Annotated in this window: 21 protein-coding genes; 5 read left to right on the forward strand and 16 right to left on the reverse strand. The window is 58.0% G+C overall.

What is annotated here, in order from left to right; genetic code table 11:
* Positions 1-509: 509 nt before the first annotated feature.
* Positions 510-2,567 carry a GNAT family N-acetyltransferase gene (locus tag ACUNV4_RS14470; protein WP_430879286.1) on the forward strand — a complete coding sequence of 686 codons (2,058 nt, stop codon included), beginning with the start codon at positions 510-512 and terminating at the stop codon, positions 2,565-2,567.
* On the opposite strand, the gene ACUNV4_RS14475 is transcribed toward ACUNV4_RS14470, so the two are convergent.
* The 3 genes from ACUNV4_RS14475 to ACUNV4_RS14485 are packed head-to-tail and all read right to left on the reverse strand — an operon-like array spanning position 2,547 to position 5,953.
* On the reverse strand, positions 2,547-3,806 hold the full coding sequence (locus ACUNV4_RS14475) for a class I SAM-dependent methyltransferase (protein ID WP_430879287.1): 1,260 nt from the start codon (positions 3,804-3,806) through the stop codon (positions 2,547-2,549). The two genes, ACUNV4_RS14470 and ACUNV4_RS14475, sit on opposite strands and share 21 nt — an antisense overlap.
* 33 nt (positions 3,807-3,839) lie before the next feature.
* On the reverse strand, positions 3,840-4,601 hold the full coding sequence (locus ACUNV4_RS14480) for a DUF1365 domain-containing protein (protein ID WP_430879288.1): 762 nt from the start codon (positions 4,599-4,601) through the stop codon (positions 3,840-3,842).
* Positions 4,598-5,953 carry an NAD(P)/FAD-dependent oxidoreductase gene (locus ACUNV4_RS14485; RefSeq protein WP_430879289.1) on the reverse strand — a complete coding sequence of 452 codons (1,356 nt, stop codon included), beginning with the start codon at positions 5,951-5,953 and terminating at the stop codon, positions 4,598-4,600. The genes ACUNV4_RS14480 and ACUNV4_RS14485 overlap by 4 nt, the downstream gene beginning before the upstream one ends.
* 117 nt (positions 5,954-6,070) lie before the next feature.
* On the opposite strand from ACUNV4_RS14485, the gene ACUNV4_RS14490 reads away from it, so the two are divergent.
* Both ACUNV4_RS14490 and ACUNV4_RS14495 read left to right on the forward strand, forming a co-directional pair.
* Positions 6,071-6,712 carry a sigma-70 family RNA polymerase sigma factor gene (locus ACUNV4_RS14490; protein WP_430879290.1) on the forward strand — a complete coding sequence of 214 codons (642 nt, stop codon included), beginning with the start codon at positions 6,071-6,073 and terminating at the stop codon, positions 6,710-6,712.
* 24 nt (positions 6,713-6,736) lie between these two features.
* The gene (locus ACUNV4_RS14495) at positions 6,737-7,426 is read left to right on the forward strand and encodes a ChrR family anti-sigma-E factor (protein WP_430879291.1); all 690 of its coding nucleotides are present in this window, start codon (positions 6,737-6,739) and stop codon (positions 7,424-7,426) included.
* Positions 7,427-7,475: 49 nt separating this feature from the next.
* On the opposite strand, the gene rfbB is transcribed toward ACUNV4_RS14495, so the two are convergent.
* The 6 genes from rfbB to ACUNV4_RS14525 all read right to left on the reverse strand — a co-directional run bounded on the left by rfbB (position 7,476) and on the right by ACUNV4_RS14525 (position 14,223).
* A complete protein-coding gene (gene rfbB, locus ACUNV4_RS14500) occupies positions 7,476-8,579 on the reverse strand; it encodes a dTDP-glucose 4,6-dehydratase (protein WP_430879292.1) in 1,104 nt (367 codons plus the stop codon).
* A complete protein-coding gene (gene rfbD / locus ACUNV4_RS14505; protein ID WP_430879293.1) occupies positions 8,576-9,436 on the reverse strand; it encodes a dTDP-4-dehydrorhamnose reductase in 861 nt (286 codons plus the stop codon). Before rfbD ends, rfbB begins: the two co-directional genes overlap by 4 nt.
* Positions 9,437-9,454: 18 nt before the next feature.
* The gene (gene rfbC / locus ACUNV4_RS14510) at positions 9,455-10,027 is read right to left on the reverse strand and encodes a dTDP-4-dehydrorhamnose 3,5-epimerase (RefSeq protein ID WP_430879294.1); all 573 of its coding nucleotides are present in this window, start codon (positions 10,025-10,027) and stop codon (positions 9,455-9,457) included.
* Positions 10,028-10,163: 136 nt separating this feature from the next.
* The gene (locus ACUNV4_RS14515; protein WP_430879295.1) at positions 10,164-12,620 is read right to left on the reverse strand and encodes a GcvT family protein; all 2,457 of its coding nucleotides are present in this window, start codon (positions 12,618-12,620) and stop codon (positions 10,164-10,166) included.
* A 106-nt stretch (positions 12,621-12,726) separates the two neighbouring features.
* Positions 12,727-13,239: an NUDIX hydrolase gene (locus tag ACUNV4_RS14520; protein ID WP_430879296.1), complete on the reverse strand. Its 513-nt coding sequence runs from the start codon at positions 13,237-13,239 to the stop codon at positions 12,727-12,729.
* A gap of 39 nt (positions 13,240-13,278) precedes the next feature.
* Positions 13,279-14,223 carry a transposase gene (locus tag ACUNV4_RS14525; RefSeq protein ID WP_430879297.1) on the reverse strand — a complete coding sequence of 315 codons (945 nt, stop codon included), beginning with the start codon at positions 14,221-14,223 and terminating at the stop codon, positions 13,279-13,281.
* A 382-nt stretch (positions 14,224-14,605) separates the two neighbouring features.
* Between ACUNV4_RS14525 and ACUNV4_RS14530 the strand changes: the two genes are divergently transcribed.
* On the forward strand, positions 14,606-15,916 hold the full coding sequence (locus ACUNV4_RS14530) for an anti-phage deoxyguanosine triphosphatase (RefSeq protein ID WP_430879298.1): 1,311 nt from the start codon (positions 14,606-14,608) through the stop codon (positions 15,914-15,916).
* A 33-nt stretch (positions 15,917-15,949) separates the two neighbouring features.
* On the opposite strand, the gene ACUNV4_RS14535 is transcribed toward ACUNV4_RS14530, so the two are convergent.
* From ACUNV4_RS14535 to ACUNV4_RS14550, 4 genes are all read right to left on the reverse strand, one after another.
* Positions 15,950-19,846, reverse strand: a complete 3,897-nt coding sequence (locus ACUNV4_RS14535) for a DUF3683 domain-containing protein (protein WP_430879299.1) — start codon at positions 19,844-19,846, stop codon at positions 15,950-15,952.
* 173 nt (positions 19,847-20,019) lie between these two features.
* Complete coding sequence (gene rpsI / locus ACUNV4_RS14540; protein WP_430879300.1) at positions 20,020-20,412, reverse strand: 30S ribosomal protein S9; 393 nt, start codon at positions 20,410-20,412, stop codon at positions 20,020-20,022.
* Between the two features lie 3 nt (positions 20,413-20,415).
* On the reverse strand, positions 20,416-20,853 hold the full coding sequence (rplM, locus tag ACUNV4_RS14545; protein ID WP_430879301.1) for a 50S ribosomal protein L13: 438 nt from the start codon (positions 20,851-20,853) through the stop codon (positions 20,416-20,418).
* Positions 20,854-21,472: 619 nt separating this feature from the next.
* Positions 21,473-21,889 carry an OsmC family protein gene (locus ACUNV4_RS14550; RefSeq protein WP_430879302.1) on the reverse strand — a complete coding sequence of 139 codons (417 nt, stop codon included), beginning with the start codon at positions 21,887-21,889 and terminating at the stop codon, positions 21,473-21,475.
* Positions 21,890-22,056: 167 nt separating this feature from the next.
* Here ACUNV4_RS14550 and crp point away from each other — a divergent pair, with 167 nt between their 5' ends.
* Entirely contained in the window at positions 22,057-22,695 is a 639-nt protein-coding gene (crp, locus tag ACUNV4_RS14555; protein ID WP_430879303.1) for a cAMP-activated global transcriptional regulator CRP, read from the forward strand.
* A 214-nt stretch (positions 22,696-22,909) separates the two neighbouring features.
* Here the strand turns inward: crp and trpC are convergent, their stop codons facing one another.
* Genes trpC through ACUNV4_RS14570 form a run of 3 tightly spaced genes read right to left on the reverse strand, consistent with a single transcriptional unit; the run spans position 22,910 to position 25,383 of the window.
* Positions 22,910-23,725: an indole-3-glycerol phosphate synthase TrpC gene (gene trpC / locus ACUNV4_RS14560; RefSeq protein ID WP_430879304.1), complete on the reverse strand. Its 816-nt coding sequence runs from the start codon at positions 23,723-23,725 to the stop codon at positions 22,910-22,912.
* A 21-nt stretch (positions 23,726-23,746) separates the two neighbouring features.
* Complete coding sequence (gene trpD, locus ACUNV4_RS14565; RefSeq protein WP_430879305.1) at positions 23,747-24,772, reverse strand: anthranilate phosphoribosyltransferase; 1,026 nt, start codon at positions 24,770-24,772, stop codon at positions 23,747-23,749.
* Between the two features lie 17 nt (positions 24,773-24,789).
* A complete protein-coding gene (locus ACUNV4_RS14570) occupies positions 24,790-25,383 on the reverse strand; it encodes an anthranilate synthase component II (RefSeq protein WP_430879604.1) in 594 nt (197 codons plus the stop codon).

Raw genomic sequence — 25,383 nt, forward strand, 5'->3', positions numbered from 1 at the left:
GGACGCGCGCATTATTTCAACGAAACAGTTGGCAACCACAGCCCTGTCCCTAGGAACAAAATCAAATAAAACACTCAAACTATTGAATCCATTATAGTTTCAAATGGACTCCACGACCATTGCAATTGCGATAACCAGTCCCTTTACCGCGTCCGGTACGCCTGCGGACACAGAATCGTGCCGTCAGCGAGGGGTCGTTGCTGCAACCGGTAGAAACCCACACCACAACCGTCTCGCCATGATGAGGGAGAAACAAGGCGCAGTCCGGGCATGGTTCGCAGATTTCGAACAGAAAACGGCGGGCAAGATCACTCGACTCCTGATTGTCATTCCCGTAAGGCAGGTAAACGCACTACACTCTACGGACAAGACAAAAAAAGTGGCCGTCCGTGGCCTCGCCGGGCTCCGTGCCTCAATACCACTTGGAGGAGGAATAACGAAAGTCACCACACTTTCGAGTCTCTATCATACAAAAACGCCCCCCCTTTGATTGTGAAACTGGAACATCTGTGTCACGCCTTGATATCAGCAATGACCCGGGTCTGATGCAATATATCTCCGAGCTGCGTGAGAGAGCCCGCATCGATCGGCACCGGGCACTGCTGATCATCGAAAATCCGCCTGCGGGCCACCTGCAAGACCTGGCAACACTGCTCGATGTCCCGTTTCTGACCCCGAACGATAACGCTGACCGTGCCGATCGCATTACTGCCCTGCTCGGTCGGGAATTCGGCATCCTGATTCATGAAACCCTCGAGGCCGTCGACGCTGGTCTGCTGGCCGCCCTGGCTGGCACCCTGAAAGCCGGTGGGCTACTGATACTCGGAGTTCCATTCGCCTTGCGGGAATCCGAGAGCAACACCGCCACGCAGCCCATCGGCCGCTTTCAGCAGCGGCTGACAAGGCTGCTGCTGCAATCGGCGCACAGACACGGCAACATGATCAGGATCGGCTGTGGTGCCGACATGCGCCCGCTCAAGGCGGATGCCCGAGGCGATGACGCGACCACGTACCGGCAAGGGATCGCCAATTGCACGACAACAGCCCACTCAGCGGACAATGACCTGCCTGACAGCGCTGCTGTCAGCGAACAGGATGAGTTGCTGGACGCCGCAGTCGCCCATCTGCGACAGCACCCTCGCGGCTGCATCACGATTACCGGACGTCGGGGGCGAGGCAAGTCCGTACTGCTTGGCCGCATAGCGCAAGAACTGCTGCAACAGGGCATCTCGGTTGCCATGACCGCTGCCAGACGATCCGCCCTGCAGAGCCTCGAGAATCAGGGAGTCCGGATTCCGTTTATCGCTGCAGCCGACGCCGTACATGCCGCTTGTCAGGTCTTGCTGGTGGACGAGGCCGCCAGCCTGTCGGTCGACACGCTGACACGGTATCTGCAGCAGCACCCACAAATCATCTACGCCACCACGATCGACGGCTACGAGCAAGCCGGCAGAGCATTCGATATCCGTTTCAATGAGGTCCTGCAACGGCAGCGGCACCATGTCTTGCACTTGCATCCGCACACCCCCTGGCGCTGGAACCGGCAAGACCCTCTGGAAGAATTTCTCGACACTCTCCTGCTCACCGGACAGAGCGATACTCAGTCCACGAACGCCGATACTCACAAGGCGCCCGGTTCGGCCTTGACCGGGCAGCTGAGTGGCGAGGACCAACACTGGCCGGACAGCCACAGTGCGGACCGGCAGGTACGCCGCCTGGACCGGGATGAGTTGGCACGTGACGAAACGCTGCTGGCCGAGGTTTTCTCGCTGCTGCGCGACAGCCATTACCAGACGACGGCCTCGGATATTGCCCACCTGCTCGACGGCCCCGAACTGCAGATCTGGGTGCTGGAAGAACAGCGACGGCTGGAAGCTGCGTTGCTGCTGGTGGTGGAAGGCGAATTGGACACCGAGCTGCACGATGCGGTACTCAGCAAGCAAAGACGATTGCCGCATCAATTGCTGCCACAGCTGCTGGCCCAGAGTGCCAACCAGACGGCACCACTACAGGCTCGCATGGCCAGAGTCATTCGCATCGCGGTTCCCCCCGCCAGGCGGCGCAGAGGACTGGGCTCCTTACTGCTTCAGCAGGTCACTCGGTCCATCACCGTACCGCAGGGTGGATCGAGTGCTCTGGGTGCCAGTTTTGCGGGAGACTCGAGCAGACTCGACTTCTGGACAGCCAACGGATTCACGCGTTTTCATACCGGCTTCCGACGCAATCCGCGCACGGGAACTCAGGCCATTGCCGTACTCAAGGCCTTCGACAGCCCTGTGAATGCGGCCTTGCAGGAAGCTGCCCGCATCCACGATGACAACCAGTGCTGGCTGCACGACACGAACCCGCACACGGCTCATGACCCGGTCGATATGAGCTTGCTGACACGTTTTTCCCGCTCTCAGCGCAGCCTGGTCGACACGTATGCAGCCCTGAGCCGACTGGCCATGCAATACCCCCTGACACTATCGCCCCCACCGGGCATCAGCAGGCGCCAGCACGAAGCGACACTCAGAGAGGCGGTGGCACGCTGCCTGGAGACAGAGTCAGCCCGATTTTCGCAGTAACAACTGACCGACATCCGTTCGACCCAGCCTGAAGCCGGTCTCGCAATAGTCGAGGTAATAACGCCACATACGCACAAAGCGCTCGTCAAACCCCAATGCGGTCACCTCGCTTATCGCCTGATCGAAGCGGTCCCGCCAGTGCAGCAATGTCTGCGCATAGCCCGGACCGAACCAGTCAACGTCGACCAGCTCGAATCCGGAGTCTTCAACCAGACCGACCAGGTGATCCTTCGTCGGCAGCATGCCGCCGGGAAAGATATAGCGCTGGATGAAATCCGGACTGGCACGATAGTCATCGAAGCGCTCTTCATCGATGGTTATCACCTGCAACAATGCAGTTCCTCCCGGCTGCAGAAGCTGACTCAGCTTGCCGAAATAGGTAGACCAGTATTTCTCGCCGACGGCTTCGAACATTTCGATGGAAACGATATGGTCATAGCGACCCTGCACTGACCGATAATCCTGATAACGAAACTCGGTACTGCCCTGCGATTGCCGGTCGTCGCTGACAATACTGTTGACCTCCTGTGCGTAGCGCAGCTGCTCCTGAGACAGTGAAATGCCCTCCACATGACAGTGGGCTCGAGTCGCCAGCTGCCGGGCCATGGCTCCCCAGCCGCAGCCGATTTCCAGTACACGGGCTCCCGGTGCCGGCTGCAGGGTTTCGACAACCCTGGTCAGCTTGGCTATCTGGGCCTGCTCCAGGGATTCATCGCCACGAAACATGGCGGAGGAGTAACTCATCGTTCGATCCAGCCAGAGCTCATAGAAATCGTTGCCCAGATCGTAGTGAAACTCGATGTTGCGCTGGCTACCTCGCAACGAGTTCCGGTTTCTGCCATGGCGCAGCGTGTTCAGGCATCTCGCGTACCAGCTACCCGTAGTCATGGTGGCAACTTCCGCCTCGTTGTTGACGATCAGGGTAAACAGATTACGCAGATTGTCCGATGACCAATCACCCTGCAGGTAGCTCTCCGCAAAACCATTCTCACCCGAGAGCATCATCTGACGGATCGGTCGGTAGTTGTGCAGGGTCAGCTGTGCATTGCGAGAGGGATCGATCGACTTCCTGCCGTGGCGGCTCAGGTGGCCATCCGGCCAGGTGAGACTCAACTGACCGTGGCTGATGCCGTCGAGCAGATGATCGAAACGACGACCGATGAGATGACCCAGCAACTGCTGATACCACTGAAGCGAAGGTAGCGCCCGGCTGATCGTCTGGTTTTCCATATCTGACATTGGCTTCTGTGTGAATTCGGTTCGTTGGTTTGTTCAGGCAGACGTCTTGGGCTGGTGCCTGAACCAGGGAACACCCTTGCACCACAGAACGAATGCTTCCCAGTGGATGCCTGCAACCACCTTGGCACCCAGCAGCGGATAGACCAGAAAACAACGCAGCAGGCGGGTGGCAGTGATGCACTCTCGGTGAGCGACATAACTCGCCGTGATCAGCAAGCCCTGTGGGTCTGAGGCGCGAATGACGATCACCTGTCGCTCCGCGGGCAGATTGAGTCGAAAGTCATACTGCATGTCCATCTGTGCAAAGGGTGAGACGAACAAGGCCTTGTCCGCCCTTTGGTGGATCCACCGGGGCGTTCCGCCAGCCTGCAGATCGACCGGCAGAACATAGCAATGCCGCTCACCGAATGTATTGTGGACTTCATGCACGATTGCCATGCAGCGCCCCTCCCCGTCAAGGCAATAGAAGAGACTCAGCGGATTGAAGGCATGGCCCAACACCCGGGGGTAACAGCTGAGCAACACCTTGACCGGTGTCTCGGCCATACCGGCCGCCAGCAGCCTGTTCTTGACTTGCAATTTCAGCGAATCCCCTGACCCATCGCCGAAGTCCTCGTCGTGAAACGAGAACAGATTGAAACGATTACGTGAAAACAACCACAACTGGCGCTGCAGATCATCGATCTCATCCAGATCGAGTAACAGCGAAAACACGGAGTAGCGCAAGCGGTGCACCTTCGGCCGGCGCCGACAGTGAAAGACCTGTCCGGCGTAGAGTCGACTGGCAAACGTCACGCAGCAGCCCGCCTTGCAGGAGCATCTGCGTCTGCGGAGAGAACAATGCGACTGGACGGGTTTTCCAGCTTCCACGGCCGCTCGAGACCTCCCAGCTGCTCCGCGACTGCCAGACCCGACTGGACCGCGTCCTCATGAAACCCGGAACCGAAATAGCTGCCGCAGTACCAGGTCCGGTTCTGTCCCTGCAAGGACCAGAGAGCCTGTTGCGCCTGCCAGGTGTCAGCATTGAACAAGGGATGTTCATACGTGTGCGAGCGCAGTACGCATGCGTCATCCGGAACTCTGTCGGGATTGAGCGTCACCACGAATTGCGTATCGCTCCGCAGGTTCTGCAAACGGTTCATCCAGTAACTCAGGGACACCTGTTGCGTATCATCAGGTGATTGCTCGACGTAATTCCAGCTGCACCAGGCTCGTCGTCGCTTTGGCAGGTAGCTGATATCAGTGTGCAGATACGCCTGGTTGCTCTCATAGCGAAACGGGCTCAACAGTGCAACTTCCCGTTCCGACGGTGACTCCAGGCAGGCCAGCGCCTGATCGGCGTGCGTGGCCAGTACCAGCTCATCAGCATCCAGTGTGCGTCCGTCTTCCGCATGGACGGTGATGCCGTCGACTCGGCGCTCGACCTTTTGTACTGCAAACCCGGTCTGGATGGCGTCATGCCCGATGATATCGGCCACCGCTCTGACATAGGACTGGCTACCACCGGTGACGGTCTTCCACTGCGGACGGTTGCTGATCTGCAACAGCCCATGATTGCTGCAGAACCGGATGAAGGAGGCTGCAGGGTAATCGAGCATCTGCTGTTTGGGTGTCGACCAGATGGCGGCACCGAACGGTAGCAGATGATCGTCAATGAATGCCTGCGAATAGCGATTCGCCTGCAGATAAGCTCCCAGCGTCACGCTCCCGTCAGCCGGAATGCGGTTCGGAGCTTCCCGGTAGAAGCGCAACAGGTCAAGCAACATGCGCCAGAATCTCGGCTTCAATGGCAGACCGGGTTGAGCCAGCAAACCGAGCAGCGGACCGCCCGCGTATTCGAAATTGCCATTGTCGCGCGACACCGCAAACGACATGTCACTGTCTTCCGTGGCCACCTGCAAGGCCTCGAACCAGCGTGTCAGGTTCGGATAGCTGGGCTCGTTGTAGACGATGAAGCCGGTATCGATGCCCAGTGCTTGTCCACCGTGCAGTTCACCCGGAATGGTCGCCGTGTGGGCATGACCACCGATCCGATCGTCCTTTTCCAGCAAGGTGACCCGGTGCGATCGAGACAGCAACCAGGCAGCCGACATGCCCGCTGCGCCGCTGCCAACGACCGCAATGTGCTTTTTGCTGTCTGGGACCATGCTCTCGAGTCTACTCTATAGTGGGTATGTGAATGCTCTGCTACGCATTATTCGGCCAACAGGATCAACCAGCATGACCTGTCCTCCGCTCGACGGTACAATTCTTCAATGACCAACATGGCGAACACCAGACAAGACAAGGATGCGGAGGCATCGATAGCCTTGCGCAAGCGCATGGGCGACAATCTGCTGAGAGTCGGTCGTGATCGCGATGAGTCAGCGTTTGCAGATTTCTACAACTATTATGCTGGACGCGTCAAATCCTTCCTCATGGGCAAGGGCATGACCGAGGAGATCTCCGATGAGTTGATGCAGGAGATCATGCTCATCGTCTGGCGTCGAGCCGAGAGCTATGACCCTGCCAAGGCCGCAGCAAGCACCTGGCTGTTCACCATTGCAAGGAATCGCCGTATCGACTTCCTGCGCGGCAACTCACGTATCGAGGTGGAACTCGAGGATGAAATGCTGGATGTCGATGTCGATGAATCTGACACTCAGGCAGGATTCGTCGATGCACAGCAGGCTTCCGAGCGTCTGCATCGCGCACTGGAACGACTTCCCCAGGAACAGCGTCAGGTGATGCACCTGTCCTATTTCAGGGGGCAATCGCACGGGGATATAGCCGAATGGCTGGATTTGCCCATCGGAACGGTAAAATCACGAATCCGATTGGCGATGCAGGCCGTAAGGTCAAGTCTGAAGGATGAAGACATTGCTGCTGCTCCCCCGGACTCCAGCGACAGGCCCCTCACCGATTGACCAACAGAGCCAGACAAGTTTGACATGAGCGTTTCCCACCATCTGACAGATGAAACGATACACGACTATGCAACGGGTAGCCTCAGCATGCCCATGGAAACGCTGGTCGCGTGCCACCTGACCGTTTGTCGGCAGTGTCGTGAGCGGGCCCTGATGGCCGATGGTGTCGGTGGTGGACTGTTCGAGCGCCTGGAACCGGCCCCCATCAAGGTGTCAGCACTGGATCTCATTGCCCGATCAGCCGAAGCGGCCGACTCACGGTGCTCTGGGCCGGTTGCCGGTGAGCCGAATCGGCCCGCTGTGAATGGCGCTTCAGCGCCTGCCATCAAGGGCGTTCCTCGTCCACTTGCCCGCCTGTTGCCCGCCCCTCTGGAACAACTCAAGTGGCGGCGCGTCGCGCCCGGCATCAAGCAATACAAGCTGGATGATCAGCATCGTCGACACGGCGCCTTTCAATTGTTGCATCTGGCTCCGGGAGCCGTGATGAGCGAACATTCCCATCACGATCGGGAACTGACGTTTCTGGTGCAGGGCTCCTACCGTGACAGCATTGGCAGATTTCAGGCAGGTGATATTGCCGACCTGGATGGCAGCATCGAACACCAGCCAGTGGTTGACAGCGAAGAGCCCTGTATCGCCTTGATTGCCACGCAGTCACCGGTCCGCTATTCCGGCGTCATTGGCAGAATAATGCAACCGTTCGTAGGGATCTGAAGCCGTACCGGCCTGCCCTCGTCTCGCGAGAGCAGGTAGAAAGACGGTGTCACGCCGTGGCGCTGACCGACTCACCCTGCAGGCGATAGCTGCCGTCGAGCACGGCCTTCCACCATTCGGCGTTGGACAGATACCAGTCCAGCGTTCGGCGTATGCCTGTTTCAAAGTCGACGGCAGGTTCATAACCGAGCTCATCCCTGATCCTTGCCGTATCGATGGCATAGCGAAAGTCGTGACCAGCGCGATCAGTGACAAAGCTGATCAGCGAGTCACAGCGCTGACCTTGCGCAGCCGGACACGCCGGGTACTGTGCTGCCAGCGCCTGATTGCTGGCAAAACGCTCATCCATCAGCTCGCAGATGAGTCTGACGATGTCGATATTGGTCCACTCGTTGACACCACCGACGTTGTAGGTTTCGCCAACAGCCCCCTTGTTCAGCACGAGTTCGATGCCACGCGCGTGATCCTCGACATACAACCAATCGCGAATGTTCTTGCCGTCACCGTAGATCGGCAGCGACTTTCCATGCAGGAGATTGATGATGATGAGCGGTATCAGTTTCTCCGGAAAATGATATGGACCGTAGTTGTTGGAGCAATTGCTGGTCGTCACGTTCAGGTCGTAGGTGTGGTGATAGGCACGCACCAGAAAATCCGAGGACGCCTTGCTGGCAGAGTAAGGTGAATTGGGTGCATAGGCAGTGCTTTCGGTAAAGGCAGGATCGTCACTGGCCAGAGAGCCATACACTTCGTCGGTGGACACATGATGAAAACGGTGCTGATCCACGGCAAGCCCTTCGATCTGCCAGACCTGTCTGGCCGCCTTCAACAGACTGTGTGTACCCAGAATGTTGGCTTCGATGAAGGCATCCGGGCCTTCGATGGAGCGATCGACATGGCTCTCTGCCGCGAAGTGCACGATGGTCGTCAGGTGCTGATCACGCAGCAAGCCCTTGATCGTATCCGTATCGTTGATGTCGCACTCCACCAATGAACAGCGCTCGGACAATACGCCTTCCAGGTTGGCCCGATTTCCGGCATAGGTGAGCGCGTCAACGATCACGATGACATCTTCCGGATAGGCCTCAAGCCAGTACCGGACAAAATTGGCGCCAATGAATCCGGCGGCGCCGGTCACCATCATGCGTCTCATGTAAGCTCCTTGAGCATGGTTCGAAGATCATTGCGCCAGTGTTCTGCACGCAGGTCGAGTGCCTGCCATGTGCGTGTCAGTTCCAGCACACTGTAATGAGGACGTGCTGCCGGTGTCGGGTATTGCTCGGTGGTCAGCGGCTTGACGGTCACCGGCCTGTCGATCAGCCCCAGAGCACGAGCCTCTTCGTGAATGGCCACCGCGAAGTCGTACCAGCCAGCCACCCCGGCTCCGGTCCAGTGCATGGTACCACTGGACCTTCTGGCCGCGGCATGCCACAAGGCAGCTGCCAGTGCCCTGGCCCAGGTGGGTGAGCCTACCTGATCGGCAATCACCCCGACCTCACCCCGCTCGTTCATGAGACGCAGCATGGTCTTGACGAAGTTGTTCCCGTGAGACGAATACACCCAGGCGGTCCGCATGCACAGGCTGGAATCCGGCATGAGGCGGCGTAGAACCTGCTCGCCGGCAAGCTTGGTCTTGCCATAGACGCTGACCGGTGCAACCTCCGCATCCTCCACGAACGGAGCCCCATTGCCCTGCCCGAAGACAAAGTCGGTCGACACATGCAGCAGATGCGCATCGTTGGCTATCGATGCGCGTGCCAGTGATTCCACGGCACCGGCATTGATCGCCATGGCCTGCTCCGGTTCCGATTCTGCCTTGTCAACAGCCGTATAGGCTGCGGCATTGATGATCACATCGGGCTTCAACATCGAGATGGCCGATTGCACGGCCGCATCGTCACCGATATCAAGGCGCTCGCCCAGTTCCAGAAGTTCCACATCCTCGGGAACCGTCCGCAATAGCTCCCAATGCAATTGTCCCCGGCTGCTACCGGTAATGAATGCTTTCATGTCCAGACCATGTGTCAGTCAGGCTGCCAGTCGCCGTTCGATATCATCAAACGTATCACACTCGGCGAGCGGCAAACCCGCTGCATCCTTCGCGGCCAGCAAGGGCTCCGTACCGGCGGCAATCGGCCATTTGATACCGACCGCCGGATCGTCCCAGAGCAGGCTGCGCTCGAACTCCGGATGGTAGTAGTCCGTACACTTGTATTGAAAGTCTGCGGACTCGGAAACCACATAGAACCCATGTGCAAAGCCTTCCGGCACCCACAACTGTCGCTTGTTGCTCTCCGACAGCATGACACCCACCCACTGCCCGAATTGCGGTGAGTTGCGGCGCATGTCCACGGCCACATCAAACACCTCTCCACGGGTTACGCGGACCAGCTTGCCCTGCGGATGCCTGACCTGATAATGCAAGCCTCGCAGCACACCCTGCGACGAACGGCTGTGATTATCCTGGACAAAATTGCCCGGCAAACCGCTCTTTTCGAAGTCCTGCCGGTTCCAGGACTCCAGAAAGAAGCCCCTGTCGTCTCCGAAAACGCTCGGTTCCAGAATCTTGACAGACTCCAGCGCTGTGTCGATGATTTGCATACCGGTACTTGAGTAGCCCACTTGAAACCCGGTAAGAAGCACGAGGCGGGCCATTTCCCGGACCGGCGTCGCCCCCTGCAGTCAGCCAATGCCGTTCTGACGTCCATGCTCATCACGAGCGCCAGAACTCGGGCAATCAGCGCATGCGCGATCCATCCGGATCGTAGGCGGCTCTGAGACTGGCGCTGGCAGCGTGGCGCTGACCACCGACATCGATCTGCCACTGCTGACCGGCCAGCCAGTCGGCAGTGATCGCCTCGTCACTCCTGACATAACCCAGACCTACAGAGGCACCCAGTGTGTGACCGTAATTGCCGGAGCTCAGATAGCCCACACATACCCCATCGGCCAGAATGGGCTCATGGTGATAGAACATAGGTTCCGGATCCTGCAGTACGAACTGCACCAGACGCTTGTTCAGATGCGACCGGCTTTCCTTCTGTCGAGCTATCGCCTCATGACCGATGAACGGCACCGACTTGTCCATGGCGCAGACGAAGCCGACTCCCGCTTCCAGCGGTGTATCCTCGTCAGCCACATCATGGCCGAAATGCAGAAACTTCTTCTCGATGCGGCAACTGTCGAGGGCATGCAGACCAGCCAGCTTCAGCCCGTGAGCCTGCCCCGCTTCCAGCAGACGGTCGAAGGTCGGCATGGCCATCTCCGCCGGCAGACACAGCTCCCAACCCAGCTCGCCGACAAAGGACACACGGGTAACCCGTATGGGGGCATAGCCGAGCTCTCCCGGCACACTGCGGCCGAATGGGAATGCCTCGTTGGACAGATCCATGCGCAGCAGCGGCTCCAGCATCGCTCGACTATCGGGCCCCATGATGCCGAACACCGCATACTGGCTGGTGACATCCGTAACCGTGCAGAAGTCATCGGGCCCGATATGCGTTCGTAACCAGTGCAGGTCCTTGTGGGTGGTTGCCGCACCACTGATGACCAGGTATTCGTTTTCCGACTGCCGTGTCACCGTCAGATCGGCCTCGATGCCACCGCGCTCGTTCAGCCAGTGCGTATAGACAATCCTGTCTGCCGACACATCGATGTCAGCCGTACAGATCCGTTGCAGTACCCGCGTCGCGTCGCGTCCCTGTACGAGGTATTTGGAGAAACTGGACTGGTCGAACAAGGCTACACGTTCGCGTGCGGCTGCGTGCTCGCTAGCGGAGTGCTCGAACCAGTTCTGTCGACCAAAACTGTACTGGTATCTCGGCTCGACCCCGGCAGGTGCGAACCAGTTGGGCCTCTCCCAACCGGCAACCTGACCAAAGCAGGCATTGTGCTCCTGCAGACGCTGATGGATTGGCGACAGACGAACGTTGCGACCGGTCTCGAACTGCCTGAATGGATAGTGATTGGCGTACAGAAGGCCCAGTGACTCTTCGGCACGTTCGGCGGCAAATGCCTGTGTACCCATGAACGGATACATGCGGCGGATGTCGTTACCCCAGAGATCCAGCGGGCTGTGGCCCTTGTGCATCCATTCCGCGCAGACCTTGCCCAAACCACCCGAGCTCTGAATGCCCACCGAATTGAGTCCTGCCGCGACGAAGTAGCCTCGCAGCTCCGGCGCCTCTCCCACATGGAACTGGTCGTCCGGGGTAAAGGATTCGGGGCCGCAGAAAAAGCTGCGCCAGCCTACATCCGCCAGCATGGGTACGCGAACCATCGCATCTTCCAGAACCGGCATCAGCTGCTCTTCCATATGACCCGGCAGCTCATCGAAACTGAAATCTGCCGGGATACCGGCTTGTCCCCAGGCGACTGCCTTCTTCTCGAAGGCCCCGACCAGCAGACCACCGGCATCCTCCTTGATATAGACACATTTGTCATGGTCACGAAGGATGGGAAGATCAGGCGTTACCAGCTCGTGCTTTTCGGTGACCGCGTAGTAATGTTCACAGGCATGCAGCGGAATGTTGACCCCGCTCATGCGGCCCAGTTCACGCGCCCACATGCCACCGCAGTTGACAACAAAATCGGTGGCGATCGTGCCCTGCCCGGTTCGCACGCCCGTGACCTTGCCATTGTCTGCCAGCACCTCGTCGACCCGGATTCCTTCGAGGCAAAGAGCACCACGCTGGCGAGCGCCCTTGATGAAGGCATTGGTTATCTCGATGGGATTTCCCTTGCCGTCATGTTCGACAAAGGTGCCGCCGATCAGGCTGTCCGTGTCAATCAGGGGGAACAAGGCCTTGATCTCCTCCGGAGTGACCGTGTCTACCCTGGTGACGCCAAAGGCGTTGTTCATCGCCGCGACACGCCGCAATTCTTCCCAGCGATCCGTACTGTGGGCAATGCTCAGACTGCCGACCTGACGAAACCCCGTGGACTGACCTGTCTCCTCCTCCAGATCCTGCAGCAGGCGCATCGAATATTCGGTCAGTCGGGCATGACTCTCGTTGGCGCGGACCGTCCCTATCAGGCCGGCAGCATGCCAGGTGGTACCACAGGCAAACTGCTTGCGTTCCAACAGAACAACATCCTGCCAGCCAAGCCTGGCAAGATGATACGCCACACTGGCGCCTGTGACGCCACCGCCGATGATCACGGCGCTCGCTTGGCTTGGCAGAGTATCTGTCACGATCTGTTACCTCGGTTGCGTGAACGGTCTTGAGACCACAAACCTCACTTGTAACAGAGTCGGACGCGCGCTTCTACCTTCAGTGCAATACAAGGGATGGATCCAGTCAGAAATGTCTGTCCAGACCCTTGATCATCGGACAGATCATCCTGAACACCTGCGTGAAATCGGCTGGCTTCTGCTGCATCCACTGCTCCAGCTCCTGCAGACCGAGCCAGCGGCCGTCCTCGATTTCCTCAGCCTGCAGCACCAGCGCCTGATCGGATCGCACGGCATAGACTTCGGTGAATTCGAAGCCGTTACGCTCTTCCGGTCGCAAACGGCCTATGGAATGCAGATTTTCCACCGCAATCCTGACACCCAACTCTTCATGCAGCTCGCGCACCGCACAGGCTTCGTAGGACTCACCGCTATCGACATGCCCGGCGGCACTGGTATCCCACAAGCCGGCCGCCACATCCTTGAAGCGGCTGCGCAACTGCACGAACAGCTGACCTCTGGAATTGAACAGGGCAATGTGTGCGGATCGATGCAGATGCCCCTCGCGATGGATCCGGTCACGCGGGGCGCGCCCGATCACCGTATCCGTGTCGTCCACGATATCCAGCCATTCAGTCATGGCTGGATATCAGCAGGCAAGGCACCCTGAAACAGACGATCAATCGCCCGATCGCAGCAGTCGCTGAAGCTTGCGTACATGTTTCTGCAACTCGGCGTCATCATTGAGCCGATCTCGAAAGTAACGCTGATTGCGACTCATGGTGGTCAGGTCACGATTGAACCGGTCGGCCATTGCCGTCAGGCTGGCAACTTCCAGCTCCATCGCAAGGTAGGTAATGGTCTGCCGGATTCGGCTTTCATGCCGGGCGCGACTCTCGCTCTTCAGCTGGGCCTCCTTGATGTTCTCTTCCTTGCAGACTCGTTTCACGAGCTGGTTGAGCGTCATCAATGGTGGTTTGACCTTGACCGGCTTGAGTGCCTTCTTGGCAAATTTTGCGTTACCCAGCAGACGTCCGCCATCGGTACCTCGCATCAGATCGACTCGCTCACCCTCGTCCCGACCCGCATCCACGAATTTTGCAAATGCCTTGCGTGAAGCCTTGTCGGTCTTGCCAAACGTCGACAACACCGTGGACGTGGTCAACCAGGCTGGCTGCTTGTCCGCATCCAGGTACGCGGCATGGCTGGTCCATTTGGCAGCCTCGGCAGATTTTGCCTTTGCATTGCGTACAGGGTTGTTGTGAATGTAACGCACAAGATCGTTGAGATAGTCATCCGGGTCGATCAGGATTGCCTTGTAACGCCCCTGAAACAACGCCCCTTCTCTCTTGTGATGCTTATTGAAATATCGCGTATAGCGGAAAGACAGGTTCTGCATCACCTTGGACAGGGGTGCATCGCTGACCTGTATTGCCATCTGCACATGGTTCCTTGCCCAACAGTAGGCGTGCAAGGTGTGCCCGAAGCGCTGAGCGCCTTCCTCCACCAGAGATTCCCACGCGCGGCGATCAGCGACCGTCTTGAATATCGGTTGCTGGTCGAGCCCTGTGAGAGTCACATGGTAGACGGCTCCTGAGAAGTGAATCCTGGGTTTTCTGGCCATTGTCAATTGAAGTGTTGGTTTATCATGCGAGCGGTGACGAGTATCAATCTAACATCCTGATGACACTCGTGAATCTTTTGAGACGTTAATCGAGAATACTCTTCAGGGCCATCAATTGTATTTAGAATATGTGTCATACATTGTATCCGGCTGAACTTATCCATACTGCCAAATGCATCTTGCGTTTCGACCCTGTAGAAAAACCGTTCCTTGTAAAGTACGCTCGTTGGACGTCAATGTCTTACACTATGATGTCACTGTTGGCATATTCAAGCTGACAGGGGAATTGTCATCTGCAATCGACTCTGCCTCGACAGCCTGACTCTACCTGTAACCAAACCACGACCGGGACTGACATTCTGATCCTGGCAGGAGCATCACCTTGAGCGTCTGGCTAGCACGACGATCAGAATACCAGAGCCACCCGGGGCGTGGATTCAATAGTACCCGAGAAGATAGCCAGTATCAGCGTGATCGGGCGCGAATCATTCACAGCGCATCGTTCCGCAGCCTGCAATCCAAGACCCAGGTACTGGGTCTGGGCGAAAGCGATTTCTACCGAACTCGTCTCACGCATTCCCTCGAGGTGGCACAGGTCGGCTCCGGGATCTGCGAATGGCTGCGAGATCAACCGGAAAACGCAGCCCATGAGCCTCTGATCCCCTCTTTCAGCCTCATCGAGGCAATCTGCCTGGCCCACGATATCGGACACTCGCCCTTCGGACACGGTGGTGAAGTCGCGATGAACACCATGATGCGCGATCATGGCGGCTTCGAAGCCAATGGTCAGACTTTGCGTATCATCGCCCGTCTGGGAGAATACTCCCCTGACACCGGACTCGACCTGACTCGCCGCTCCATGCTGGGGACCATCAAGTACCCCACGACTTATTCCGAGGTATGCAACTACGTCCCCGTCGAGCCGGACAACCCACTGAACATCGACCACTGGGCCCCTCCGAAATGCATCTATGACTCCGAGCGCGATGTTCTCGAATGGCTGCTGGAGCCGTTTTCGCAAGCGGATCGCGACAGATTTCTGACGACCGTACCCTCTCCCCGGGGACACGGCCGGACACGCTACAAGTCACTGGATACCAGCATCATGGAACTGGCGGATGATATCGCCTACGGGGTACACGACCTGGAAGATGCGCTGGCTCTGGGTCTGGTGGACCGAGATGTCTGGATGGAACAAGTCTCGGCGACGCTGATGGGATGGCCGGAAAACCCGATCAATCGGCATATGGACGAATTCAATCGCCTGCTGTTCAGCGCATCGGCGAAGGATCGCAAGCATGCCATCAGCCGATTCGTGGGCTACCTCATCCGCAGTATCGTCATACACGAGCAGGAAGAGTTCGATGCCCCCTTGCTGAAACTACAGACGGTCATGGAACCTCTCGCCTACCGGATACTCAGACTGATCAAGGACTTTGTCATGAGTCATGTGATATTTCGTCCCGAATTGCAGATGCTGCAATACAAGGGGCAGCGGGTGATCGTGCGCCTGTTCGAAATATTTGCCGCCAATCCGGAGCGACTGCTCCCCATACCGGTATTCGCACAGTATGAGCAGGTTGGTCGCCGGGCCATCGCCGACTACCTGTCCAGCATGACCGATGTGTCAGCCGGCAAGCTGTATCACAAGCTGCTGAGCCCGACCTCCGGTTCGATTTTCGACAGGCCATGATCCACCGACACCGGCAGACCATGGCCTGACGGCCTACAGCAGGACCTGCTCCACTCCGCCGCGATTGGCGCGCTCGACAAAGTCATTGGCCCAGTTGTCACCGAACAGGCCCTTGGCCAACTCGACCACAATGTAGTCCGTATCCATGCCGGTTTCGTCTCGATAGCGGCTCAGGCCCTGCACACAGGCCGGGCAAGAAGTCATCATCTTGACATCATGCTGCGTCTGCCCCTGGGCGACGCCATTGGCTTCCAGATTCGCTACCAGCTCCCGAGCCTTGCGTTGTCTTACCTGAGAGGCAATATCCGGACGCGCAACCGCAAAAGTGCCTGCCTCGCCACAGCATCGATCGGACATGGTCACGGGCTTGCCCAGCAGTGCCTCGGTCACCTTCATCGGCTGGTAGGTCTTCATGGGGCTGTGACAGGGGTCGTGATAGACGTAATGCTCACCACTGACGCCGTCCAGCGAGTAATTCTTCTCCATCAGATATTCGTGAATATCCAGCAGACGACAACCGGGGAAAATCTTCTCGAATTCATACTTCAACAGCTGATCCATGCAGGTTCCGCAGGACACTATCACGGTCTTGATGTCGAGATAGTTGAGCGTATTGGCCACGCGGTGAAACAGCACCCGGTTTTCGGTCGTGATCTGCTTGCCCTTGTCGACATCGCCGGTTGAAGTCTGCGGATAGCCGCAACACAGATACCCCGGTGGCAGGACCGTCTTGCTACCCGTGTCGTACAACATGGCAAGTGTGGCCAGACCAACCTGGCTGAACAGTCGCTCGGACCCACAACCGGGAAAGTAGAATACGGCATCACTGTCATCCGTGGCTTTTTGCGGGTCGCGGATGATCGGTACATAGTCCCTGTTCTCGACCCCAAGCAGGGCCCGAGTTGTCTTGGCCGGCAGCATGCTGCGATTCGGCAACTTGCGATTGACGAAATGCACAACCTGCTCTATCGGCTTTGCAGGCCCGCTGGTATTGGGCGGCTGCTGTCGGCTCTGATTGACCACAGGCAGTTTGCCCAGCACGGCACTGGCCGTACGCTGCGCCTGGAAGCCCCAGTCGACCATGCCCTTGCGCATGAACTTGATGGTTGCCGGATCCTTGACATTGAGAAAGGCCATGGATGCCCGGGTACCCAGACTGAAGTTCTTCTGCCCCCGATCCTTCAGAATCTTGCGCATGGTAATGGATACATCGCCGAAGTCGATGTCCACAGGACAGGGTGCCAGGCATTTGTGGCAGACCGTGCAGTGATCGGCGATGTCGTTCATCTCGTCGAAATGCCTGATGGACAGACCCCGCCGAGTCTGTTCCTCGTACAGAAACGCTTCGATGATCAGCCCCGTACCCAGCACCTTGTTGCGTGGCGAATACAGCAGGTTCGCGCCCGGCGCATGCGTGGTACAGACGGGCTTGCATTTACCACAGCGCAGGCAGTCCTTGATGCTGTCATTGAGCGCACCCAGCTCGCTTTGTTCGAGTATCAGGGCCTCCTGCTGCACCAGTCGCAATGACGGCGTATAGGCGTTTTCCAGACTGGAGCCGGGCATCAGCTTGCCCTTGTTGAAATGCCCCTCGGGGTCAACGGCCTGCTTGTATTCGGCGAAAGCACCGACCACGCTCTCGTCCATGTACTGCATCTTGGTAAGGCCAATACCGTGCTCACCCGAGATGACACCATCGAGCACACGAGCCAGCTCCATGACACGATCCACGATGCCTTCGGCCTGGCGCATCATGGTGTAGTCGTTCGAATTGACCGGAATGTTCGTATGGATATTGCCGTCACCGGCGTGCATGTGCAGCGCAGCGAACAGGCGCTGCGGCCGCCACTGTGCATGAATGTCATCAATCTTCTTGCGCAGTCGCACATAGCGCTCCCCGGAGAAGCGGTCCTTCAGAGGTTTTTCCACCGACGCACGGTAGCTGAACTCCTCTTCGCGACTCAACAGGGCCTGAACACAGTCGTCCTCTTCCACCGGTTCGCGCTTGTCGCGCAGCGCCTGCAGAAACTGCTGCTCGGAGGCCTGCAACTGATCGTAGAGCGCTGCCCACTTTGCATGAACCTCATCCAGCATGACAGCACCCGCTGCCAGACTGCCGTGCACGATCAGGCTGCTTTCATCATCCGAGTCATCTGACGGACGTGCCACCAGAGCACGTGCCTCGTCCGATTTCAGCAGGCGCCGAACCTCATCGAGCATGCGCAATTTGTTGCTCAGGGAATGCTCGATGTTGATGCGCTCGATGCCTTCGCTGTAATCAGCCAGTCGCGGCAAGGGAATGACCACATCTTCGTTGATCTTGAACGCGTTGGTGTGCGCCGCGATGGCCGCGGTGCGGGAGCGGGCGGCCCAGAACTGCTTGCGCGCCTCCGCGCTGATGGCGATGAAGCCTTCAGCGCCGCGCTTGTTGACCAGTTGCACCACCCCGGAGGCAACCTTGCCGAGCAGATTCTCGTCATCACTGACGATATCGGCCATCAGCAGCATGCGAGGCAATTCACCGCGCGCCGCCTTGGCGCTGTATCGAACCGCCTTGATGTATCGGTCATCCAGATGCTCGAGACCTGCCAGCTGGATTCCATCGGTGGCGTCGATGAAGTCCTTGACCTCGGTGATTCCGAGCACGGCCTGCCGCAGGTCTCGCCCATAGAATTCCATGCAGACGGTTCGCACGTGTTCCGGCATGCGATGCAGGATGAAGACGGCCGATGTGATCAGACCATCACACCCCTCCTTCTGTACACCAGGCAGACCACCCAGAAACTTGTCGGTCACATCCTTGCCCAGCCCCTGCTGGCGCAGACTGGCGCCGGGCGCGTCGATGATCCAGGGCTCACCAATGACTTCGTTCGTGTCTGCGTCGCGTCGCGTCACGCGGAACCGAACGTCGGGCTGTACATGGATCTTGCCCAGATTGTGCGCCAGGCGTTCGATGTCCAGCCAGTGTCCATCGGGATCGACCATGCGCCAGGAGAGCAGATTGTCGAGCGTGGTCCCCCACAGCACGGCCTTCTTGCCGCCCGCGTTCATGGCAATATTGCCGCCGATGGTGGAGGCGTCCTGGGATGTCGGGTCTACCGCAAAGGCCAGACCTCTGGCCTGTGCATCCTCAGTCACACGGCGCGTGACCACGCCCGCCTCTACTCGAATCGTGTGAATCTGCCTTTCCGGCAGATCCTGTTCCGCCGGCAGGGTTATCGCCTGGACAGGTTCACGCGCATCCAGCTTTTCCAGATTGATGACTGCCGTTCGCGCATGCAACGGAATGGCGCCGCCGGTATAGCCGGTACCACCACCTCTGGGAATCATCGTCAACGACAAGGCAATGCACTGCTTGATGATGCCGGGCAGCTCCGCTTCGCTGTCGGGCGTCAGTACGACAAAGGGCAACTCGACGCGCCAGTCGGTGGCGTCGGTCACGTGAGACACACGTGAAAGGCCATCAAAGCGGATATTGTCAGCGTGGGTGATTCCACGCATCTGCTGCACCATGCGTTTGCGCAGGGCCTGCATTTCCGTCAGCCGAACCTGAAAGGATTCGATCGCTTCGCTGGCAAGACGGATCAGTTCATCGACTCGCGGGTCCGTCCCGGCACGCTTGATGATCTGAGCGACCCGGTGCCGCAGTGCCTCGACCAGTGCATCCCGTCGCTTGCGATTGCTCAGCAAGTCTTCCTGAATGAAGGGGTTGCGGTCAATGACCCAGATATCACCCAGAACCTCGAACAACATGCGCGCCGATTGCCCGGTCTGCCGCTCACTGCGCAATGACTGGATGAGTTTCCAGCCATCGTCACCCAGATAGCGTAACGCGATCTCCCTGTCGGAGAACGAGGTGTAGTTGTATGGAATCTCTCGCAATTGCGTTGCGGGAAGTTCGATCGGATCGTTGACCAATGGTGCATTCATGACGTCGACAGTACACTCAATGACGCTTGGCGATAAGCAGTTTCAGGCACAAATTCATGTTACGAATTGTCGAGCTGTTCGGACCGACGATTCGCGGAAACAAAAAAGCCCCGACTGGCGGGGCTTTCCTTGCAATAGCTTGGCGAAGCTGCCGCAGCAGCTCCGCAAAGTCCTTATCGCTTGGAGTACTGAGTCGCTTTACGTGCCTTGCGAAGACCGACCTTCTTGCGTTCGACTTCACGAGCATCACGAGTCAGGAATCCGGCACCGCGCAATGTCACACGCAGAGTTTCGTCATACGACAGCAGTGCACGGGAAATGCCCAGTCGAATGGCTCCAGCCTGACCACTGCCACCACCGCCCTTGACGGTGATGTTGAAATCGAAGTTGTTCAGCGTATCGGTACGCTCCAGCGGCTGCCGGATGACCATGTGAGCTGTCTTTCGACCGAAATACTCGTCAAGCGGCTTGTCGTTGACGGTGATCTTGCCACTGCCCGAGTTCATGAACACGCGAGCTGTGGAGGACTTTCGACGGCCGGTGCCGTAATACTGTTGAGCTGCCATACTTTATTTCAGTTCCAGGAGCTGTGGCTGTTGGGCCTGGTGTGTGTGTTTGTCGTCCGCGAACACACGCAACTTGCCGAACATGGCGCGTCCCAGAGGATTCTTGGGGAGCATTCCCTTGACGGCCAGCTCGATGATTCGCTCTGGATGTGTCTGCTGCAACTTCTCGAAGTTTGTGGTCTTGAGGTTGCCGATGTAACCAGTGTGGTGACGATACAGTTTGTTCTTGGCCTTGTTGCCTGTCACTTCCACTTTCGAAGCGTTGATGACAACCATGTAATCACCCGTATCCACGTGGGGGGTGTAGATGGCCTTGTGCTTGCCACGCAGGCGGCGCGCACATTCTGTTGCTACGTTACCGAGCGTCTTGCCTTCAGCATCGATAACGAACCAATCACGTTTAACCTCTGCAGGTTTTGCGCTGACGGTAGTCTTGTTCACGTATATTTCTCGGTAGGGCACTGTCGAAACTAAGCCCACAATTGTAATGGAGGTTTGCACGAATCTCAAGCATCGGGAGAACATTTCCTGTGCCGGTGCGACTCTCTTGTCAGAGTAGTGGCTCACAGACTCATGAATCCGGCATTGACACGCAAAGAATCAGTGCGGCCTGACGGCCGCACCGCAAACCATCTCGGGAAAGATGATGTAGGAGAAAACGTCACTTGCGCGATACCGGAATTGCAAACGGCAGGCCAGACCGAGATCTGTCTCACGGTAATACACCAGGGGCCTTGCCTCCGCTCGCCAGGAGCGCACAAGCGCACCGTCACACCGCGTAACGCAGCCTCCTACACTTGCCCGATGACAGCGGCAGAACGAGCATGAGACTGAAGCCCTGTCGATGCCTGACGACGCCACCGCGCGATGCTTGCCGCGGACAGACGCCGAAACCTGCAAGGCTCTGTAACACTGCGACAACTGCCAGCTAACACAGGAAGGCCGAACGGCCAGACTCGGCGCAAGCCGGTGACCAGCGGAGGAGATCCGGGCAGTAATCGATACTGCCTGCCGCTCGATCGCCGCGTTCAGGCCACCGACGTTGCCTGCCCGGGGACCGTCAGCTTTCGATGATTTCCCACGTATAAGTAATGGTGGCCGTCTTCTCGAGCATCTTGGTAGCCGAACAGTACTTCTCCGCCGACAAGCTCACCGCCCGTTCCACATGTCTGGCACTCAGATCCTTCCCCCAGACCTTGAAATGCGCCGTTATCCCGGTAAACACCTGCGGAATGTCTTCTGCCCTCTCGGCATCCAGAGCCACTTCCACATCGATGACGTTCTGGCGAGACTTTTGCAACATCAGCACAACATCGAAAGCAGTGCAACCACCCAAACCCATCAGGAGCATTTCCATGGGACGAACGCCCAGATTTCGGCCGCCGTGCTCAGGGGAGCCATCCATGACCACTGAGTGGCCACTACCGGACTCACCAACAAAGCTCATATGATCAAGCCATTTTACTCGTGCGTGCAACGTTATTCGTCCTCGTGTCCTGAACCGGCCACGCGCAGTGGTGTCGATTTCATTGAAGAATTTAAAAAAACCGCCGATCAATGTTTGACGTTAGACAAAAACAGCCTGGATGGTCAACCGAGACTCATCCGGTTCTTGCGCAAACTTTGAGTACGGAGAATCACAAAATGCTGGCGCCACGTATTGCACCGCCGCCTGTTGAATGGTTGGACATGTTCCTGAGAAGCAGCCACCGACGACAGTATCCGGCAAAAACCACCATCATTCATCACGGCGATGTTCCCGAGACGTTGTACTACATTGTTGACGGTTCTGTCAGCGTTGTCATTGAAGATGACGATGGCCGGGAAATCGTGCTGGCCTATCTCAGCGCCGGTGACTTCTTTGGCGAAATGGGTCTGTTCGATGAGGCCGCCGGGCGCAGCGCGCTGGTAGTCGCCAGAGCAAAATGCGAACTGGCAGAAATGAACTACGACCAGTTTCGTCGCTTGGCCGCTGATCAGCCCGACCTGATCTACGCCCTGACAACACAGATGGCAGCACGTCTGCGAAAGACCAGTATCAAGGTTCGTGATCTGGCTTTTCTGGATGTTACCGGACGAGTCGCCTCCACCTTGCTGGATCTGGCGAAGATGCCGGACGCCATCACCCACCCCGATGGCATGCAGATCCGTATCACTCGCCAGGAAATTGCCCGTATCGTCGGCTGCTCACGCGAGATGGTGGGCAGGGTCCTGAAGGAACTGGAAGACCGAGGCCTCATCCACGCTCGTGGCAAGACCATGGTCATTTACGGAACCCGTTGAGTGCAGAGACAGTCGACCGGTCTTGCAGCAGACAATGTCTCTGTGCCTTTCGACACGACGTCAGGACAATCCTCCATTGCGCAGCTTGCAGTACACGACTACCGAGCCAGCCTGGCCAGCCAGAGAGCCGGAACACTGACAACAGAGTTCCGGCTTTCAGAGCGCATGCACGAGCCCGATGCAATCGATTCGACAAGACCGCCAGTGACTGACATCACTCCCTTGCAGTAAACATCTGCTGCAGAGCGGCCCCCGGGTCCGGCGCACGCATGAACGCCTCCCCTACCAGAAACGTGTGAACACCCGCGCTGCGCATGCGCTGCACATCAGCGGAATTCATGATTCCGCTCTCGGTGACCACATGCGTCCCCTTCGGAATATCGGCCAGCAGGGACTCGGTCGTCTTCAGCGACACCTCGAAGGTTCGCAGATCCCGGTTGTTGATGCCCAACAGCATCGGCGACAGCGCCAGGCTACGTTGCAATTCCCGCGCGTCGTGAACCTCGACCAGCACGTCCATACCCAGCTCCACCGCCTCTTCATGCAGGTCAGACAATGTCTGATCATCCAGAGCCGCCGCAATCAGCAGAATACAATCCGCACCAATGGCCCTGGCCTCGGCAACCTGATACGAATCGACAATGAAATCCTTGCGGATGACCGGCAGCTTGCAGACCGCTCTTGCGTCCCGCAGGGCTGCTTCACTGCCCTGAAAGAAATCCGCATCCGTCAGAACGGACAGGCACGCCGCCCCACCGGCTTCATAGCTTGCCGCAATGGCCGCCGGATCGAAGGGATCTCTCAACACGCCCTTGCTCGGCGATGCCTTTTTCACTTCGGCAATCACCGCAGCCTGTCCCTGCTCTGTTCTGGCGTTCAGAGCCTGCACGAAGCCACGACAATCGTCCGCCTGTTCAGCCTGCCGTTTAAGAGCGTGCAGTGGCGTGGTCCGTTTTCTCTCCGCGATCTCCTCATGCTTGCGAGCAATGATCCGCTTGAGAATATCCGGCACTTCCAGCTTGCTGTTCATGTTTGTTACCGCTCCTGCAGATCAGGCCTGATCGAATGACTGTGACACCGAGATCAGCTGAGCCAGCTTCCGCGCAGCCATGCCATTCACGATGACCTCGTCTGCCAGAACCACTCCATCCTTGATCGAATCGGCGATGCCGGCCACACACAGTGCAGCCCCGGCATTGAGAACGACGATATCGCGAGCCGGGCCGGGCTCATTGCTCAGCACACTCTGGATGGTCTTCAGACTCTCTGCGGCCCCTTTGACCCTGATGGCATCCAGCGGCGAGACTTCGATACCGAACTGAGCCGGCTCGATCACGTATTCAGTCACCTTGCCATCCTTGAGTTCAGCCACCTGAGTGGGTCCGCTGATACTGATTTCATCCATGCCATCGTGTCCGTGGACCACAATGACATGATCGCTACCCAGCTTCTCGAGTACGTCCGCCACCGGTCTGACCCAATGCTTGCTGTAGACACCCAGCAACTGGCTTCGCGCTCCGGCAGGGTTGGTCAGAGGACCCAGCAGATTGAATATCGTCCGCACGCCCATTTCACGCCGCGGCCCGATCGCATGCTTCATGGCGCTGTGATGACGTGGCGCGAACATGAAGCCCAGCTGCAGCTCATCGACGCAGTGCGCTACCTGATCGGGTGTCAGATCGATATTGACACCGGCCTCTTCGAGCAGATCGGCCGCGCCGGATTTGCTGGACACCGAACGGCTGCCGTGTTTGGCAACCCTGGCACCTGCAGCTGCCGCCACGATCGCACTGCAGGTGGAGATATTGAAGGTGCTGGTCGAATCCCCTCCCGTGCCCACGATGTCGATGGCATCCACATGCTCCAGCGAGACCCCTGATGCCAGGGCTCGCATGACCTTGGCAGCAGCGGCGACTTCGTCCACAGTCTCGCCCTTCATGCGCAAGGCAATCAGGAAACCACCGATCTGTGCAGGCGTCGCCTCGCCTGTCATGACCTGCCGCATGACCGACTCCATGTCGGCGGCCTGCAGATCCTTCCGCTCAATCAACAGTTCGAGTGCCTGCTGGATATTCATGTTCGCTCAACCTGTGGTCAGGGCAGGAGACCTGCGCGTTTGAAGAAGTTGCCCAGCATGTCATGGCCATGCTCGCTGCTGATGGACTCGGGGTGAAACTGCACGCCTTCGAGTAGGTATTCCCGGTGTCGTACCCCCATGATCTCCTCACGGGAGCCATCGGCATTCTGTGTCCAGGCGGTCACCTCCAGCTCTTCCGGCAGCGAGTCGGCATCAATGACCAGCGAGTGGTAGCGGGTAACCGTGAGCGGGTTCGGCAGGCCTTCGAACACCCCGGTATTGTCGTGATACACCGGCGACAGCTTGCCGTGCATGATCTGCCTTGCCAGTACGATCGAGCCACCGAAATGCTGGCCGATGCTCTGATGACCGAGACAGACACCCAGCAAGGGTATCTCCCCGGCAAAGCGCTCGAGCACCGGCAGTGATATGCCTGCGCTTTCGGGACGTCCCGGGCCGGGAGAGACCATGATGGCCGCCGGTTGCATTTCTGCCAGATCCTCGCAGCTGATGACATCATTCCGAAACACGCGAACATCGCAACCGAGTTCGGCGGCGTATTGCACCAGATTCCAGGTGAAGGAATCGTAGTTGTCGATCACGGCCAGCAT

The sequence above is a fragment of the Granulosicoccus sp. 3-233 genome (assembly GCF_052681095.1).